This window comes from Mycobacterium sp. Soil_C_30, assembly GCF_057656995.1.
Genome location: NZ_JBDGJH010000004.1, coordinates 298,003 through 311,990, shown reverse-complemented (window position 1 = coordinate 311,990; position 13,988 = coordinate 298,003). Strand labels below are relative to the sequence as shown.

Annotated in this window: 13 protein-coding genes; 4 read left to right on the top strand and 9 right to left on the bottom strand. The window is 66.2% G+C overall.

Annotated elements, in window-relative coordinates:
- The first annotated feature begins 150 nt into the window (after nt 1-150).
- Complete coding sequence (locus AC3A6P_RS09690; RefSeq protein WP_487691115.1) at nt 151-1,659, top strand: APC family permease; 1,509 nt, start codon at nt 151-153, stop codon at nt 1,657-1,659.
- Between the two features lie 15 nt (nt 1,660-1,674).
- The gene (locus AC3A6P_RS09685) at nt 1,675-2,535 is read left to right on the top strand and encodes a universal stress protein (RefSeq protein WP_487691114.1); all 861 of its coding nucleotides are present in this window, start codon (nt 1,675-1,677) and stop codon (nt 2,533-2,535) included.
- 5 nt (nt 2,536-2,540) lie between these two features.
- On the opposite strand, the gene AC3A6P_RS09680 is transcribed toward AC3A6P_RS09685, so the two are convergent.
- The 9 genes from AC3A6P_RS09680 to AC3A6P_RS09640 form a co-directional block, all read right to left on the bottom strand.
- Nucleotides 2,541-3,689 carry an FAD-dependent oxidoreductase gene (locus tag AC3A6P_RS09680; protein ID WP_487691113.1) on the bottom strand — a complete coding sequence of 383 codons (1,149 nt, stop codon included), beginning with the start codon at nt 3,687-3,689 and terminating at the stop codon, nt 2,541-2,543.
- 10 nt (nt 3,690-3,699) lie between these two features.
- Nucleotides 3,700-4,068 carry a cupin domain-containing protein gene (locus tag AC3A6P_RS09675; RefSeq protein ID WP_487691112.1) on the bottom strand — a complete coding sequence of 123 codons (369 nt, stop codon included), beginning with the start codon at nt 4,066-4,068 and terminating at the stop codon, nt 3,700-3,702.
- A 25-nt stretch (nt 4,069-4,093) separates the two neighbouring features.
- Entirely contained in the window at nt 4,094-5,512 is a 1,419-nt protein-coding gene (locus AC3A6P_RS09670) for an NAD(P)/FAD-dependent oxidoreductase (protein ID WP_487691110.1), read from the bottom strand.
- A 48-nt stretch (nt 5,513-5,560) separates the two neighbouring features.
- The gene (locus tag AC3A6P_RS09665; protein WP_487691108.1) at nt 5,561-6,652 is read right to left on the bottom strand and encodes an ABC transporter ATP-binding protein; all 1,092 of its coding nucleotides are present in this window, start codon (nt 6,650-6,652) and stop codon (nt 5,561-5,563) included.
- Nucleotides 6,642-7,442: an ABC transporter permease gene (locus tag AC3A6P_RS09660; RefSeq protein WP_487691106.1), complete on the bottom strand. Its 801-nt coding sequence runs from the start codon at nt 7,440-7,442 to the stop codon at nt 6,642-6,644. The genes AC3A6P_RS09665 and AC3A6P_RS09660 overlap by 11 nt, the downstream gene beginning before the upstream one ends.
- Nucleotides 7,439-8,332: an ABC transporter permease gene (locus AC3A6P_RS09655; RefSeq protein ID WP_487691104.1), complete on the bottom strand. Its 894-nt coding sequence runs from the start codon at nt 8,330-8,332 to the stop codon at nt 7,439-7,441. The genes AC3A6P_RS09660 and AC3A6P_RS09655 overlap by 4 nt, the downstream gene beginning before the upstream one ends.
- Before the next feature lie 12 nt (nt 8,333-8,344).
- Entirely contained in the window at nt 8,345-9,478 is a 1,134-nt protein-coding gene (locus AC3A6P_RS09650) for an ABC transporter substrate-binding protein (RefSeq protein ID WP_487691102.1), read from the bottom strand.
- A gap of 31 nt (nt 9,479-9,509) precedes the next feature.
- Nucleotides 9,510-10,097 carry a helix-turn-helix domain-containing protein gene (locus AC3A6P_RS09645; protein ID WP_487691100.1) on the bottom strand — a complete coding sequence of 196 codons (588 nt, stop codon included), beginning with the start codon at nt 10,095-10,097 and terminating at the stop codon, nt 9,510-9,512.
- Between the two features lie 246 nt (nt 10,098-10,343).
- The gene (locus AC3A6P_RS09640) at nt 10,344-11,834 is read right to left on the bottom strand and encodes a gamma-aminobutyraldehyde dehydrogenase (RefSeq protein WP_487691098.1); all 1,491 of its coding nucleotides are present in this window, start codon (nt 11,832-11,834) and stop codon (nt 10,344-10,346) included.
- Between the two features lie 134 nt (nt 11,835-11,968).
- Here AC3A6P_RS09640 and AC3A6P_RS09635 point away from each other — a divergent pair, with 134 nt between their 5' ends.
- Nucleotides 11,969-12,475 (top strand): Lrp/AsnC family transcriptional regulator, encoded by a 507-nt coding sequence (locus AC3A6P_RS09635; protein WP_487691096.1) that lies wholly within the window; start codon nt 11,969-11,971, stop codon nt 12,473-12,475.
- Nucleotides 12,472-13,860: an aspartate aminotransferase family protein gene (locus AC3A6P_RS09630; protein WP_487691094.1), complete on the top strand. Its 1,389-nt coding sequence runs from the start codon at nt 12,472-12,474 to the stop codon at nt 13,858-13,860. Before AC3A6P_RS09635 ends, AC3A6P_RS09630 begins: the two co-directional genes overlap by 4 nt.
- Nucleotides 13,861-13,988 lie beyond the last annotated feature (128 nt).

Below are 13,988 nucleotides of genomic sequence, written 5' to 3'. Positions count from 1 at the left end.
GGCGGGCACAGAACACGGGCGGATCGGCCGGGGTCCACCCACACGCACAGGTAGCCAGCCAGCAACGAAATCAGTTGCTGTGTTACTCACAGGAAAACTATTCCGTCGTAAAGTGCCGCAGCAACCACTCGAACCGTATATTTTGCGACCATGGCAATCGCTGAACCGCCGGCCCCCGCCACCACCGGCAAGGGCCTGCAAGCCGGTGCCCTCGGGCTCGTCGGAAACATCGTCATCGGGCTGGCGGCCGTGGCTCCCGCCTACAGTCTGGCGGCCACCCTCGGCTACGTCGTGTTGGCGGTCGGGGACAAAGCGCCGTCGATGTTCGTCCTCGCGTTCATCCCGATGCTGCTGGTGGCCTTCGCATACAAGGAACTCAGCCAGGACACCCCGGACTGCGGCACCACCTTCACGTGGGGGGTGAAGGCCTTCGGCCCATGGATCGGCTGGATCGGCGGCTGGGGTCTGGCGGTGTCGGCAATCATCGTGCTGGCCAACGTCTCCGAGGTCGCTGCGATCTATCTGTTCAAGTTCCTGGGTCTGGATTCCCTGGCCGACAACCTGACGGCCAAGGTGCTGCTCGGGTCGTTCTTCATCTTCGCGATGACCCTGCTGAGCGCCCGCGGCATCGTGGTGTCCGAACGTGTGCAGAACGTCCTGATCGCCATCCAGTTCGGCGTCCTGATCGTCGTCAGCGTGTGGGCACTGGTACGCGTCTTCTCCGGTACCGCAGGTGAGCAGGCCATTTCCCCGTCGCTGTCGTGGTTGCTGCCCACCGGCCTGGACTCCTCTTCGATCGCCGCGGCCATCATCTTGTGCATCTTCATCTACTGGGGCTGGGACGCCTGTCTGGCCGTCGGCGAGGAGACCAAGAACCCGGGCAAAACACCCGGGATCGCCGCCGTCATCACCACCCTGATCCTGGTCTGCACCTACGTGCTGGTGGCCTATGCGGTGCAGTCCTTCGCCGGCTTCGGCGACACCGGGATCGGGTTGAACAACGAGGAGAACGCCGACGATGTGCTGACCATCCTCGGCGAGCCGGTGGCCGGCAGCATCGCCGCCTCCCTGCTGCTGCTGACCGTCTCGATCTCGGGTTTGTCCTCGACGCAGACCACCATCCTGCCCACCGCGCGCGGCACCTTGTCGATGGCGGTCTACGAGGCCATCCCGAAGCGGTTCGCCAGCGTCCACCCGCGGTACATGACACCGGCTTTCGGCACCATCGTGATGGGTATCGCGGCGCTGTTCTTCTACCTGGTGTTGAGCTTCCTGTCGGAGAACGCGCTCGCCGACTCGGTGGCCTCGCTGGGCTTGGCCGTCGCCTTCTACTACGGCATCACCGCCTACGCCTGCGTCTGGTACTTCCGCCGCACACTGTTCCAGTCAGCCCGTAACCTGTTCTTCCGCGGCATCTTCCCGCTGCTGGGTGCGCTCGCCATGACCTGGGCGTTCGTCCAGAGCGCCAAGGACATGATCCAGCCCGACTACGGCTATACCGCGTTCGGATCCATCGGCGGGGTGTTCGTGCTCGGCGTCGGCATGCTGGTGCTCGGCATTCCGCTGATGCTGGCATGCTTCGCGTTCGGCACCAAGCGGTTCTTCCGCGGCGAAACCCTCAACGCCACCACCGAAGTCAAGGTCCCGGACACCTTCTAAAGAGAGAGTCCTGCAATGCATCTGACAGTCGGGTATCTGGCGACCCCCACCGGCAACGACGGCATCGCCCTGGCCGCGGACCTTGCGCTGACGTTCGACGCGAGCGTCGATGTGGTGCTGATCGTGCGGGAAGAACTGCCCGACGGGCATCCCGGCCGCGCTGAATACCAGCAGCTGCTGGTCAGCAAGGGCGAGGCCTGGGTCGCCGAGGCGGTGGCGAAACTGGCCGGCTGGGGCGTCACCGCCGGCTCGGCGGTGCTGGTGGGCGAATCGTTCGCCCAGTCACTCATCGACTTCGCCGAAAGCAAGTCCTCGGACATGATCGTGGTGGGCGGCGCCAAGGACGGATTCTTCGGCGGGCACACCATCGGCCCGGTGGCCGGGGCGCTGCTGCACTGCTCCCCCATTCCGGTGGCGCTGGCGCCGCGCGGCTGGGGTGACGAACCACCGGTCAAGATCTCCGAGATCACCGTCGCCGTCCCCACCACCGATCGCACCGACAACCCATTGCCGATCGCGTTCGCTCTTGCCAGTGCGGCGGCGCTGCCGCTCCGCATGGTCTCGTTGGTCACCCTCGAATACGCCACCGACGACAGCTCCAAGGCGGTGACCCGGCGCCTGCAGGTCGAAGCTGCCGAACAGAACCTGCTCACCGCCGCCCGCACCGTTCCGGAGGCGCCGGACATCCAGTCTCTGGTGGCCGACGGCAGCACCCTGGAATCGGCACTGCGCAAGTTGAAATGGGCCGACGGCGACCTGCTGGTGATCGGCTCCAGCCGCTTCGCGGCACCACGCCGGATCTTCCTGGGGTCGACGGCAGCGCGCATCCTGGCCGGTGTCGACGTGCCGGTGCTCGTGGTGCCCCGCGTGGAATGAGGTTCTCAGTGCCTACCGAGCACGTTCGGTCCGGACCGCGCGGGTAGCCCCGCGGCGAACCGGGCCGACGACAACGCCGCGATATCCGCATCCGGGGTCGCCCCCTCGGCGAGGTCCGCCAGGACCTCACCCATCAGCGCGGAGAACTTGAAACCCTCGCCCGAATCGCCACACGCCACCACCACGCCGCCGTCGAGCACGTCGATGATGAACTTGCCGTCCGGTGAATCCGTCCACGAACACACCTGAGCGTCGAGCACCTCAGATGTGACCGTCGCCAGATCAGCCTCGACCCGGCTTCGAATCACACTGGTGCGCGCCGGATCCGGGGTCCGGTCGACGTCGTCCTCGCGGTAATCCCTGAGCGGCCCGTCCAGACCCACCTTGTAACCGACCCCGGGCGTGGGCATGGCGTAGATACCCGGTTGTGTATCGGTGGGGCCGTCGAACAGGCAGGGGAAATCGTCGTAGTGGTGCGGGCGGGCGCGATCGCCGAAGTGGACCACCTGTTCCAGGTACGGGTGCAGCGGAACGTCGATGCCGAACGCTTCGTTGAACGGCGACGCTGCGGGGCCCGCAGCCACCACCACGACGTCGGCGTCCAACACCTCACCGTCCCGCAGCGACACCCGCACCCCGGACGGCGTGGTTTCGACGCCGGACACCGAGTGCCCGAACAACGCTGTGCCTGATGCCGTTTCGAACAACTCCAGCTGTGCGCGCAGTAACGCCGCCGCCAGCACAATGCCGGCTTCCGGCTGCCAGATCGCCTCGCGACCGTCCGGCCGCAGCCCCGGCCACCAGCGCCCCACGTCGCCCGGGCTCACCGGGGTGTGGGCGATGTCAAAGGCGGTGAGGGTGTCGGTGAGAGCGGGCAGGGACTCGTCGTCGCGCCACAGCAGCCCGCGCCGCTCGAAGACCGTGACACCACTTCGGTGCTGCAGCCGTGCCATGGCTTCCACACCCCGCATCGACAACCGCACCCGAGCGCGGTCCGGGTCGGCCAGCCGCCACAACCGGGTCGGCCCGGTGGACGACGACTGCGGGTTCTGCACTCCGAAGCGGTCCACCAGCGTCACCGCATGGCCGCGCTGGGCCAGTTGCGCGGCGGCCGGCAGCCCCCAGGCACCCGCACCGATCACGACGGCCTTCACTGAACGAGCCTCAATTACTCACGCTGACAAACGTTTTGCGGATGGTCTCCCGGACCACCCACGTGCCGCGCCAGCCCTTGGGGAGCACCAGGAGGGAACCCGGCGCGATGTCGGCGCTCACCCCGTCCTCACCGACCACGGTGCCCGAGCCGGTGAGGATGTAGCAGACCTCGGTGTCGTTCGACCGGTCGGCGGTGAATTCGCCTGGGCCGCACTCCCAGATCCCGGCGAGTGCGGACGGACCCGACCACACCTCGGCGATGGCTTCGAGTTGATTGTCCCGGCTCGTCGGTTTCGGCGCCGGGTCAGGCAGCGCGGCGCCGGCCGCGTTGACGTGCTGCAGCGGCGTGTGCTGCACCCCGGTCGGGTTGGCGCTCATGTGGTCTCCCTCGTGCTGCGCCGGATCAACGTCCGGCGATCTTGTTGGCGATCTGGGCGAGCTTGCTGGTGCGAGAGGTCTCCTCGCTGAACTCCCGCCGGTCCGCGGTGCGGTACATGGCATACATGCCCTGCACACCCAGCCAGCGCAGCGGCTCGGGCTCCCAGCGGCGGACGCGCCGGCCCACCCAGGGCAGCCGGGTCAGTTCGGTGTCACGCGTGAGCACCAGATCCGCCAGAGTGTGGCCGGCGAGATTGGTGGTGGTCAGTCCGCTGCCCACGTACCCACCCGCCGTGCCGAGCCCGGTCCGGGCGTCGAAGTCCACGGTGGCCGTCCAGTCGCGCGGCACACCGAGAACACCGCACCAGGCGTGCGCGATCGGAACGTCCTGCGTGGCGGGGAACATGTCGTGGGTCAGCGAGGTCAGTGCATCGATGGTCCACTGCTGAGTGGCACCGCGGTCGTCGGTGCGCGAACCGTACCGGTACGGAATTCCCCTGCCGCCGAGTGCGATCCGATTGTCCGCGGTGCGCTGCGCATACATGTAGCCGTGTGCGTAGTCGCCCAGCAGTTCGGCACGGCGCCAACCGATCTGGTCCAGTACAGGCTCGGGCAGTGGTTCGGTGACGATCATCGACGAGTTCATGGGGAGCCACTCCCGGCGCTGCCCGGGGATGCTGGCGGTGAAACCCTCCAGGCACCGCAGGATCGACGGCGCGCGTACCGTCCCACGATCCGTCACCGCGCGGCCCTGCTCGATGGCCGTGACGGCGGTGTGCTCGAAGATGGTGACCCCCATGCCCTCGACCACGCGAGCCAGGCCCTGCACCAGTTTCGCAGGCTGCACCCGGGCGCAGTGCGGGCTGAACAGACCGCCCAGGGCGCCGTTGATCCGGATGCGGGCATCCAGTTCGTCGCGGCTCAGCAAGACAAAATCCTCGGGTGCGGCACCCCAACTCTGTTCGTACGGGATGGTTTCGAGCAGCCGGCCGTACTGCGCCTGGTTCCGCGCAACATGGAGTACACCGTCTTTGGCGATGTCGGCGTCGATGCCTTCTGCGTCCGCAACCGAGATCACTTCATCGACGGCACCCCGCATGGCACGCATCAGGGTGGCCACCCCGTCGCGGCCGTGAGTGGACGCGTAGGCGTCCCGGGACCCCGCCAGCTCTGCCGACAGCCAGCCACCGTTGCGCCCGGACGCGCCGAACCCGGCGAACTCCTTCTCCAGGATGACGATTCGCAGATCCGGTTGTTCGCGTTTGAGGTAGTAGGCAGCCCACAGCCCGGTCAGTCCGGCCCCGACGATGCACACATCGGCTTCCTGGGATCCCGGCAGGGCCGGCCGCGACTCCGGGAAGCCCGAGGCGCGGTACCAGAACGACACACCCCCGTTGATGAAGTCGTTGGACAGTGTGCCGGTAGCGGATCGGGATGACGACATCATTGTGCTCCGTTCGTCGTGAGTTCAGTTGATTGCGAGAAGGGTGATCTAGACCGTGTCGGCGGGCAGCACCGTCGCGTTCTCCGGGGCGAACGTCAACCAGATCTGTTGTCCCGGCTCCACCCGAGTGATGTTCCCGGCGCTCTCTCGCACCAAGACAGTGGTTCCGTCGTCGACCCGCACCTCCACTTTGCGGGAACTTCCGAAGTAGATGTCCTGGATCACGGTGCCCGGCACGGCATTCACGCCGTTGGGGCGGTCGCCGTCGGGCGTGATGGTGATCCGCTCGGGGCGAACCACCACGGCGACGGCTGCTCCGCGAGCGGCTTGGCCCCGGGTGGCAACAATGCGGTTGCCGAAGCTGTTGACCTCTCCGGCATTCTCGGCGGAACCGTAGAACAGCGATGACTCACCGAGGAACCGCGCCACGAAGACACTCGCCGGGTGCTCGTAGAGCTCATGGGGAGTCCCGATCTGCTCGATCCGGGCGTTGTTGAACACCGCGATGCGGTCCGACAACACCAGCGCCTCGTCCTGGTCGTGGGTCACGTAGACGAAGGTGGTGCCGAGTTCACCGTGGATTCGCTTGATCTCGAGCTGCAGTGAGTCGCGTAGCTTCTTGTCCAACGCCCCCAGGGGTTCATCCATCAGCAGCACCCGGGGGTCATAGACCATGGCCCTGGCCAGCGCCACCCGCTGCTGCTGACCGCCCGAGAGCTCCTTGGGCGTGCGCTTGCCGAACTTCTCCAGGCCCACGGTCTCGAGGGCGTCGGCGACCTTCTTGCGCCTTTGCGCCTTCGGTACTTTCCGTTGCCGCAGCGGGTATTCGACGTTGTCGGAGACCGACATGTGCGGGAAGAGGGCGTAATGCTGGAACACCATGCCGATGTTGCGCCGGGACGGCGGAAGGTCGGCCACCGGGCGGCCGTCGACCAGCAGCTCCCCCGCGGTGACGTCGACGAAGCCGGCGATCATGTTCAGCGTCGTCGTCTTCCCCGAGCCGCTCGGACCCAGCAGGGTGAGGAACTCACCAGGCTGCGCATCGAGATCGATGGAGTCGACGGCGGTCACCGAGCCGTACTTCTTGGTGAGTCCGCGCATGGCGATCGAGGCGCCGTGCGGCGCCTTGTCAGTGGGCACGATTTCTCCAACTGGTGTAGATGCCCGCGATGACGGTCAGGCCCGTCGTCAGGGCAAGGATCAGGGTGGCCGCGGCGGCGATCGTGGGGTCGGTGTCCCGGGTGACCGACGCGTACATCTTGACCGGCAGGGTCTGCAGGTAGGGGCTCTGGATGAACAGTGACAACACCACTTCGTCGAAACTCGTCGCGAAGGCGAACAACGCGCCGGACAGCACACCCGGCGCCACCAGGGGCAAGGTGACCGTCCGGAACGTAGACCACCGACTTGCCCCGCAGATCGCCGCGGCATCCTCCAGGCGCCGGTCGAACCCCTGCAGGCTGGCCATCACCGGGATGATGACGAACGGCAGTGCCAGCACGCTGTGCGCTGCGACGAATCCGAAGGTCGTCCCGAGCAGGTTCAGCCGCAGGAACACCGCGTAGAGCCCGATGGCGACCACGATCACGGGAACGATCATGGGAGCCAGCAGGATTGCCCTGATGCCCTGTACGCCGGGAATCACGTTGCGGCTCAACGCCACCGCCGCTGCCGTCCCGGCGACCGTGGCGACGATGGTGACCAGAACCCCGACGCGAAGGCTGGCCTGCAGGGCCGCCATCCAGGTCGGGTCGCTGAAGAACGTGGAGTACCACCTGCCGGACCAACCGGTCGGCGGGAAGGCGAAGGACGGCTTGTCGGTGAAACTCAACGGGATGACGATCAGCGACGGGGCGATCAGCCAGAGGGACACTGCCGCGCAGAACAGCATCAGCAATGCGCGCCACAGCGCGTTGACTCTGCGGGTCATGCTGTCCGCTCCTTTCGACTGCGCCGCAACAGGTACATCAACACCACCAGCACCAGGAGCGTGATGAGCAGCAGGACCACCCCCATGGCGCCGGCCCGGCCCCACGCCAGCAGGCTGGTGACCTGCGCGTAGATCTGCTGACTGATGAGCGCGTTGTCAGGTGCACCCAGCAGGGCCGGTGTCACATAGAAGCCGAGGCTGCTGATGAAAGCCATGAGGCAGCCCGCACCGATTCCCGGCAGGGACAAGGGAAGCCAGATCCGGAAGAATGACACAGCCGGTCGCGCGCCCAGGCTGGAGGAGGCCAGGATCAGTCTCCGGTCGATGCCGGCCATCACCGCATACAGCGGCAACACCATGAACGGCAACAGGATCTGGCTCATACCGATCACCACGCCGAGATTGGTTCGGATCAACTGGACATCACCCAGGCCGACGAGCGACAGCAGTTGCTGGATGGGCCCGCCGTCCTGCAGCAGGATCACCCACGCGAAGGTGCGCACCATGAGGCTGGTCCAAAACGGCACCAGGACAATCAATGTGAGCAGGATGCGTACCTTCGGCCCGAACGCCACCATCGCGTAGGCGTAGGGATAACCGAGCAACAGGCAGATGACCGTCACCTCGATGCCGGTGGTGAAAGTCCGCAGCAGAACCTCCCGCTGCACGGCATCTCCGAGGTACCACTGGAAGTTCTCGAACCCGAGTACCGGATCGCTGAAGGCTCGCCACACCATCACCACGAGCGGGAGCGCGAACACCCCGACCACCAGAATGATCGCCGGCAGGAGCAACGCCATGGCCCCGCGACGCCCGGACGGGCCGCCGCCGGCGACCGTCGCTCGGCTCGCGGGCGCCGCACCCCCGGAGAGAACCTCCACCATCGACATGACGGATCAGCCTCAGCCGGCCAGCCAGTCGGTGTACGCCGTGATCATGGCGTCCTGGTTCTCCGACCACCACGGCAGATCGATCGGGAAGCGGTCCGCGAGCCGTTCCGGCGAGGTGGTCAGATACGACTGGGCGAGCTCGTCGAGTTGCGGCTTGGCATCGACGTTGATCGGGCTGTAGGAGGTCAACTCGGTCAGCTTCGCCTGCTGTTGTGCGCCGAGGTAGTAGTTGATCAGTGCCATGGAGGCTTTGGGGTTCTTCGCGCCCTTGGGAACCGCAATGGTGTCCGCCTCCGGCATCCACTGGTCCCACATCGGGGCGAACGGCGCGCCGTTCTTCACCGCCGAGTACGCACGCCCGCTCCAGACCAGTGCCATGTCGACCTGGCCGGCTTCGATGAGCTGTTGTGCCTGTGCGCCGGTGGTCCAGAACACGAAGTCATCGCGGATGCTGGACATCTTGTTGAGCGCGCGTTCCGCGTCGATCGGGTACACCGCGTCGGGGGCGACCCCGTCTGCCAGCAGTGCGCCCTCGAACACCCCGGGATCCAGCTCACCGGAGATGCCCTGCATGCCGCGCTTGCCGGGGAACTTGGTGGTGTCGTAAAAATCAGCCCACGTCTTGGGCGGGTTGGCGCCGTATTTTTCGGTGTTGTAGACGACGATCAGGCCGTAACCCATTGCCGGAACCGAGCATTCATCCGTTTGCGCACCCTCGGGGATCTTGCTGGTGTCGACGATGCTGGTATCGATCGGCAGGAACAGCTCGCCACAGTTCTTGGCGGAGAACACGTTCGTGGTGTCGACGACGTCCCAGGTGACCGCGCCGGAGTCCACCTGCGCCTTGATCTTGGAGTTCTCCGTCGGACCGTCTTGCAGGATGGTCGCGCCGGATTCCTTGGCGAACGGTTCCAGGGCAGCCTTGGTCTGCCCCTCCTGGAAGATCCCGCCGTAGGAGACGAAGGTGAGCGTAACGCCCTCCAGTGCACCGGCTTTGACTGTTCCGGCCTGCGGCGGCCCGCTTCCGAGATCGACATCGGCGGCCGGCGCGGGCCCGGAGGAGGAGCACGCCGCCGTCAGGGCGGTGATGGCGGCGGCCGCGGCCAGCGCGACCGGTACGCGGCGGGAACGCGTTGAGGGGGTCATGGGGTCTCCTTCGGGGCGGATGGACGAAAACTCAGTTGGTGGGTGGGCTGACGATCCAGAGCAACTCGACCGGGGAGTCGCTGAGATTGTGGACGGTGTGCGGGATGGACGTGCGGTACTCGGCGCTGTCACCGGCGTGCAGTTGGTAGGTGGAGCCGTCGAGTTCCAGCGTGGGGCTGCCCACGACGGCGATCAGGATCTCCTGGACGTCGCCGTGCACGTAGGCCTCCCCCGCGGTTGCGCCGGGTGCGAACTCCGCCGCATACACCTCGAGGTTGCGAAGGGGCTTCTGCGACAACAGATATTTGGCGCTGAAGTCCGACACCTCGATGACGGGCCGCGCAGCCTTGCGCAGGATCCGCACGTCGTTGGCCTGTTGATCGGTGAACAGATCGGGCAGGGTGATCCCGAGCTCTTCGGCGAGTTTGCGCAGGGTGCCCACACTCGGGTTGGCCTGCCCGCGCTCGACCTGGCTGAGGAATCCCGGTGAGATGCCCGCGCGTCCGGCGAGCTCACGCAACCGCATCTTCCGGGCCTGACGGAATTCGCGAATCCGCGCGCCGGTATCTGCGTCGGAAGACTCCGTGGCCGTCCCGAGACTCCGCGTCCCCGCATCCATCCGAATGATCCGTTCGGCAGAAGTGATCTGGAATTTACATCTCAGCGAACATTTTGTTCGCTCTGGACGCAATACTAGGACGAACACGCCCGCTGGGCAAGACCTGGATCACAATCGGCCCCCGATGTGCTCCCGGTCACAGCCATGCGCCCATCCGGACCGGCCTGCTGCAACCGGGACGCGCGAACAGCTCGCCCGTTCCGGCACGAAACGGGCGAGTGTGACCGCTCCCGGAACGGGGTGGTACTACCGCTTGGCGAAAATGGTTCGGTGCCATGCCTTGTCGGCCACCGCGGTGATGTCGCTCATCACGTGCTTGATGGTCAGGTACTCCTCGAAGGAGTAATCGCTCATGTCCTTGCCGAAGCCGGAAGCGCCCACCCCGCCGTGCGGCATCTCGCTGATGATCGGGATGTGGTCGTTGATCCACACACACCCGGCATTGATCTCCCGGCTGGCGCGCTGCGCCCGGTACACGTCGCGGGTCCACGCCGAGGCAGCCAAACCGTATTCGGTGTCGTTGGCCTGACGCAGTGCGTCATCGTCGTCGGTGAACGACCGCACGGTCAGCACCGGCCCGAACACCTCGTCCCGATAGATCTCGGAGTTCTCGTCGACGTCGGCAACAAGCGTGGGCCGGTAGAACGCACCCGGCAGGTCCGGCGCCACCCCACCGCTGACGATCCGGCCACCCTGTCCGGGGGCACGTTCCACCATCCCGGCCACCTTCGCCCGGTGGGCGGTGGAGATCAGCGGGCCCAGATCGGTGTCGGGATCCTGCGGGTCCCCGACCACCAACTTGTCCATGACCTCACCCACCCCGGCCACGAAGTCGTCGTAGAGGTCACGAGCCACGATGGCCCGGGTGGCCGCGGTGCAGTCCTGACCGGAATTGATCAGCGATGCCGCCACCGCCCCTTGGATGGCGGCGTCGAGGTCGGCGTCGTCGAACACCACGAACGGCGCCTTGCCACCGAGTTCGAGCTGCGTGCGGTGCCCGTGCACCGCCGCCGCGGCCATCACCTTCCGACCCACCGCGGTGGACCCGGTGAACGTCACCACGTCGACGTCGCGATGCCCCGCCAAGGCGGTGCCCACGTCGTGGCCGGCACCGGTGACGACGTTGAGCACCCCGTCAGGCAGACCCGCCTCGGTGGCGATGCGAGCCAGCGTCAATGTGGTCAACGGCGTGAGCTCGGCAGGCTTGATCACCACGCTGCACCCGGCGGCCAGAGCCGGAATGACCTTCCAGACGGCCATCTGCAGGGGGTAGTTCCACGGCGTGATGGTCGCGACCACGCCGACGGCCTCCCGGCGGATGCTCGAGGTGTGATCGCCGGAGTATTCGGCAGTCGCCTTGCCCTCCAAATGCCTTGCCGCACCGGCAAAGAACGCGATGTTGTCGATGCTGCCCGGCACGTCGAACTCGCGGGCCAGGCGGACGGGCTTGCCGGTCTGGCTGACCTCCTCGGCAATGAAGACCTCGGCATTGGCCTCCACCAGTTCGGCCAGCTTGGCCAGCACCGCCGACCGTTCCGCGGGGGTGACCGACTTCCATCCCTTCAAGGCCCGGCGCGCGCAGGACACTGCGGCATCGACGTCTGCGGTGGTGGCCAGCGCCAACTCGGCCACGCTTTCGCCGTCGGCCGGATTGATCACCCGGTGCAGCGGCCCGCTGGTGCTGACCGCAGCACCGTCGATCCAGCTGGAAGCCACTTTCTGCGAGACGCTTGTCATGGGTGCCACGGTAACCGAACGCCCGTGCTCAAACCAGCGTCTGTCTACGTATTCCTGCGGCCGTCGGCAATCAGACTGAGGATATTCTCCGTATTAGTTGCTTCGGGCAACTGAATCCGTGCACAATCAGGGACATGCGCGAAGCGGGAGGAGCCGGCCCCGGGCATGTTCGCGCGGGCGCCCCCATACCGGCCATGCAACTGGACGAACTGTCCAAGGCCATCATCGAGAACCTTCAACAGGATGGCCGTCGATCCTATGCCGGAATCGGCAAGGCTGTCGGATTGTCCGAGGCAGCCGTCCGGCAACGGGTGCAGCGACTGGTCGATGCCGGCGTGATGCAGATCGTGGCCGTCACCGACCCGATGCAGCTCGGATTCGCCCGCCAAGCGATGATCGGCATCAAATGCACCGGGGACACCCTCAAGGTGGCCGACGAGCTGTCCAGGATCCCCTCCGTCGACTACGTCGTTCTGACCGCGGGCTCGTTCGACGCCATCGTCGAAGTGGTCTGCGAAGACGACGACGACCTGCTGGCCCTGCTCAACACACAAATCCGCGCCGTCCCAGGGGTGATATCCACCGAAACGTTGGTCTATCTGAAACTCGTTAAACAGCAATACAATTGGGGTACGCGATGACAATCATCTCTGATACTGATCAAGCCCAGGCGGGTGATCTGTCGGCCAAGGCCGACCGCCACCTCTGGGGACACTTCGCCCGCCACGGCAAGGGGATCACCCCGCCGATCATCACCCGCGGCGAAGGTGTACACATCTACGACGACAAGGGCAAGCAGTACATCGACGGCCTGAGCGGGCTGTTCGTGGTGCAAGCCGGCCACGGCCGCGCCGAGCTGGCCGAAGCCGCCGCCAAGCAGGCCGAACAGCTGGCCTTCTTCCCGCTCTGGTCCTACGCCACGCCGACGGCCGTCGAACTGGCTGCCCGTATCGCCGGCTACGCGCCAGGTGATCTGAACCGGGTGTTCTTCACCACCGGCGGCGGCGAGGCCGTCGAGAGTGCCTGGAAACTGGCCAAGCAGTTCTTCAAGCTGACCGGCAAACCCGGCAAGCACAAGGTGGTTTCGCGTTCGATCGCCTACCACGGCACGCCGCAGGGCGCACTCGCCATCACCGGCATCCCGGCGTTCAAGGCTCCGTTCGAGCCGCTGACCCCGGGTGGCTTCCGCGCACCGAACACCAACTTCTACCGCGCGCCGGCCCAATTCGCCCACGACGAAAAGGCGTTCGGCCAGTACTGCGCCGACCGCATCGCCGAGGCCATCGAGTTCGAGGGCCCCGACACCGTGGCCGCGGTGTTCCTCGAGCCGGTGCAGAACGCCGGTGGCTGCTTCCCGCCGCCGCCGGGATACTTCGAGCGGGTCCGCGAGATCTGCGACGAGTACGACGTGCTGCTGGTCTCCGACGAGGTCATCTGCGCCTACGGCCGCATCGGGTCGATGTTCGCGTGCAGCGACTTCGACTACGTACCGGACATCATCACCTGCGCCAAGGGGCTCACCTCGGGCTACTCGCCCATCGGCGCGATGATTGCCAGCGACCGGCTGTTCGAACCGTTCAACGACGGCTCAACGGTTTTCGGCCACGGCTACACCTTCGGCGGGCATCCGGTCTCAGCGGCGGTGGCGCTGGCCAACCTCGACATCTTCGAGCGCGAGGGCCTCAACGACCGGGTGAAGCAGAACGCCCCGGCGTTCAAGGCCACTCTCGAACAGCTCTACGACCTGCCGATCGTGGGTGACGTCCGCGGCGAGGGCTACTTCTACGGAATCGAGCTCGTCAAGGACAAGGCCACCAAGGAGACGTTCAACGACGAGGAGAGCGAGCGGCTGCTGCGCGGGTTCCTGACGCCGGCGCTGTGGGAGGCCGGCTTGTACTGCCGCGCCGACGATCGTGGCGACCCAGTGGTGCAGCTCGCGCCGCCGCTGATCTCCGGGCAGAAAGAGTTCGACGCGATCTACGACATCCTGCGCAACGTGCTGACGGAGGCCTCGGCGCGCATGTAGATCGTCACAGCAGAAGCACTCGAGGGCGGGAATTCCACGGAGTTCCCGCCCTCGGGTGTCTGCGGATCAAAACAAGCCCCAGAAACAACATCGATCACACCAGTCACAGCGCGCCATCGCTCAAACCC